Annotated in this window: 2 protein-coding genes; both read left to right on the top strand. The window is 67.7% G+C overall.

Features of this window, described 5'->3' with window-relative positions:
• Positions 1–80 precede the first annotated feature (80 nt).
• Positions 81–1,820, top strand: coding sequence for a type I secretion system permease/ATPase (locus tag ACLHHB_RS07660; protein ID WP_410217680.1), 1,740 nt, complete (start codon positions 81–83; stop codon positions 1,818–1,820).
• A complete protein-coding gene (locus ACLHHB_RS07655; protein WP_410217679.1) occupies positions 1,817–3,127 on the top strand; it encodes an HlyD family type I secretion periplasmic adaptor subunit in 1,311 nt (436 codons plus the stop codon). Before ACLHHB_RS07660 ends, ACLHHB_RS07655 begins: the two co-directional genes overlap by 4 nt.
• Positions 3,128–3,143 lie beyond the last annotated feature (16 nt).

Raw genomic sequence — 3,143 nt, 5'->3', positions numbered from 1 at the left:
GTAACAGTTTCCCGGGGTGATATGGTTGTCCCGACAACGAGGCAACCCCATCGGTGGGCAGGGCAGGTGACAACGTGACGATGGGTCAGGACCAAGGGTTGCGCGAATTGCGCGCCGTGCGCGGCACCGGCTGGCGGCTGTTTCTGGCGGTGGGGCTGTTTTCCGTCGTGGTGAACCTGCTGATGCTGACGGGACCGCTGTTCATGCTGCAGGTTTATGACCGCGTTCTGGCCTCGCGCTCGGTCGAAACGCTGACGGCGCTGTTCGTGCTGGTCATCTTCCTGTTTTTGCTGATGGGGATGGTGGACATGATCCGCGGGCGCGTCATGCAGCGCGTGGCCGCCCGTTTCCAGGACCAGCTGGAGGGGCGGGTCTTTCAGGCCGCCCTGCGCGAAGGAGCGCTGCGCGGCAATGAATCGGCCGCCGCCGCGGCAGGCCTGCGCGATCTCGACTCGGTGCAGCGGCTGATCGCCTCGCCGGTGATGCTGGCGGTCTTCGACCTGCCATGGGTGCCGCTCTTTCTGGGGGCGGTGTATGTCTTTCATCCGGTGCTGGGCGTGGTGGCGACCGCCGGGGGGCTGATCCTGGTCGCAACAACGGTGCTGAACCGGGTGATGACGCGCGTGCCGTTGCAGCAGTCGATGCATGCCGGAACCCAAGCGCAACGGATGGCCGACCTTTACCGCGACGAGGGCGAGGTGATCGGGGCGCTCGGCATGCGGCAGGCGACCTTTGCGCGCTGGCGCCGCGCACGTGTCGACGTGCAGAACAACACGGTGCGGGCGGGCGACGTGTCGAACGGGTTCACGGTGTTTTCCCGCAGCTTCCGCCTGTTCCTGCAAAGCGCGATGCTGGCGGCCGGGGCGTGGCTGGTGCTGCGCCATCAGCTGACGCCGGGCGCGATGATCGCCAGCTCGATCCTGATGGGGCGGGCGCTGGCGCCGGTCGATCAGCTGGTCGGCGGCTGGCCTGCCGTTCAGGCCGCGCAGGACGGATGGCACCGGCTGGCGGCGCTGCTGACGCGCCAGCCGTCCGAAGCGCCGCGCACTCCCCTTCCCCGTCCCGAAGCCCGGCTGGAGGTGCGCAACCTGACCGTTGCCCCCCCGGGCGAAGGCGCGGTCACCCTGCGCGGCGTCAGCTTTGGCGTGGCGCCAGGGACGGCACTTGGCGTGATCGGGCCTTCGGGCGCGGGCAAGTCCACGCTGGCCCGCGCGCTGATCGGAGCCTGGCCCTTGGGGGCCGGGCAGGTCCGGCTGGGCGGGGCGACGCTGGATCAGTATCACCCGGACGTGCTGGGCGGGTTGATCGGCTATCTGCCCCAGCAGGTGACGCTGTTCGACGGCACGATTGCCGAAAACATCGCCCGCCTGTCATCCGACCCGGACCCCGACCGCGTGGTCCGGGCAGCGACCGGGGCGGCGGCGCACCAGATGATCCTGGACCTGCCGCAGGGCTATGACACGCGCCTCAGCCAGACGGCGGGGCGCCTGTCGGGCGGGCAGGTGCAACGCATCGGCCTGGCCCGCGCGCTTTATCCCGACCCGGTGCTGCTGGTTCTGGACGAACCGAACGCCCATCTGGACAACCAAGGTTCGGAAGCGCTGAACCAGGCGATCCGGCGCATCAAGGCGCAGGGCGGCGCGGTCATCATCATGGCCCATCGCCCTGCCGCGATTCACGAATGTGAAAACCTGCTGGTGCTGGAGGCGGGCCAGGTCCGCGCCTTCGGACCGCGCGACAAGGTGCTGGAACAGATGGTGCAGAATTCGGCCCAAATTAAACGGGCGCAAAGCGCGGGCCAGAAAGGCGGCGTGGCATGAAGCCTTCTGCGGATGCAACGCGCTGGCCGGTCAAGGGACCGATCCTGGCGGGACTGATTGCCGTGATCGTCTTGGTAGGCGGCTTTGCGGCTTGGGCCACGCAGACCCGCATCTCGGGTGCGGTGGTCGCGCCTGGACAGGTCGAGGTGGAACAGAACCGCCAGATCGTCCAGCATCCCGACGGCGGCGTGGTCCAGACCATTGCCGTGCAGGACGGGGCCGAGGTGTCGGCAGGGGATCTTCTGCTGGCGCTGGACGGCACCATGCTGCAAACCGAGCACCGGATCGTCGAAGGTCAGTACTTCGAGATCCTGGCCCGCCGCGGCCGCTTGGAGGCCGAGCGTGCCGATGCCGAGGCTGTCACCTTTCCCGATGAACTGGTGGAAGCGGCGCAAGGCTCCGAGGCCTTGGCCGATCTGGTCGAAGGCCAGTCCAGCCTGTTCGCGACCCGGTTGGAAACCCTGCACCAGTCGCTGGACCAGTTGGCCAAGCAGTCGGACCAGATCGATTCCGAGGTGAACGGCATTGACGCGCAGATGACCGCGCTTGCCACGCAGCGCGAACTGATCGGCCGCGAGCTGACCGACCAGAAAAGCCTGCTGGCGCGCGGGCTGGCACAAGCGTCGCGCGTTCTGGCGCTGGAACGCGAGGCCGCCCGCATGGATGGGGAACTGGGCGCGCTGCAGGCCGGCCGTGCCTCGGCTGCGATCCGCCAAACGGAACTGCAGATCCAGCGCCTTCAGCTGGCCGCCCAACGCCGGGAAACGGCCGAAACGGAGCTGCGCGACCTGGGATACCGGGAGCTGGAACTGGCCGAACGGCGCCGCAGCCTGGCCGAACAGATCGACCGGCTGGAGATCCGCGCACCGGTTTCGGGCCTTGTCTACAACATGCAGGTCACCACGCCCCGTTCGGTGATCCGGCCGGCCGACCCGCTGCTTTACATCATTCCCCAAGACCGGCCGCTGGTGATCGGGGCGCGCGTCGCCACGATCAACATCGACGAGGTGCAACCCGGCCAGCCCGTCGTGTTGCGTTTCTCGGCCTTTTCGTCGCGCACCACGCCTGAGATCGACGGCGTGCTGGCCCGTCTTTCGGCCGATGCGCTCATCGACGAGGCGACGCGGGCGCCCTATTACCGTGCCGAGGTGACCATTCCCGCCATTGAACTGGAAAAACTGGGCACGCTGGCCCTGGTGCCCGGCATGCCGGTCGAGGTGTATATCCAGACCGGAGAGCGCAGCCCCATGGCCTATCTGGTCAAGCCGCTGGCCGATTACTTCAACCGTGCCTTCCGCGAAAGCTGACCGCCGCTTGTCATTT

The organism is Paracoccus sp. (in: a-proteobacteria) (assembly GCF_046462195.1).
Taxonomy (GTDB): domain Bacteria; phylum Pseudomonadota; class Alphaproteobacteria; order Rhodobacterales; family Rhodobacteraceae; genus Paracoccus.
The sequence above is the reverse complement of the archived record's forward strand: the minus strand, read 5'-3'. Positions and strand labels throughout refer to the sequence as shown.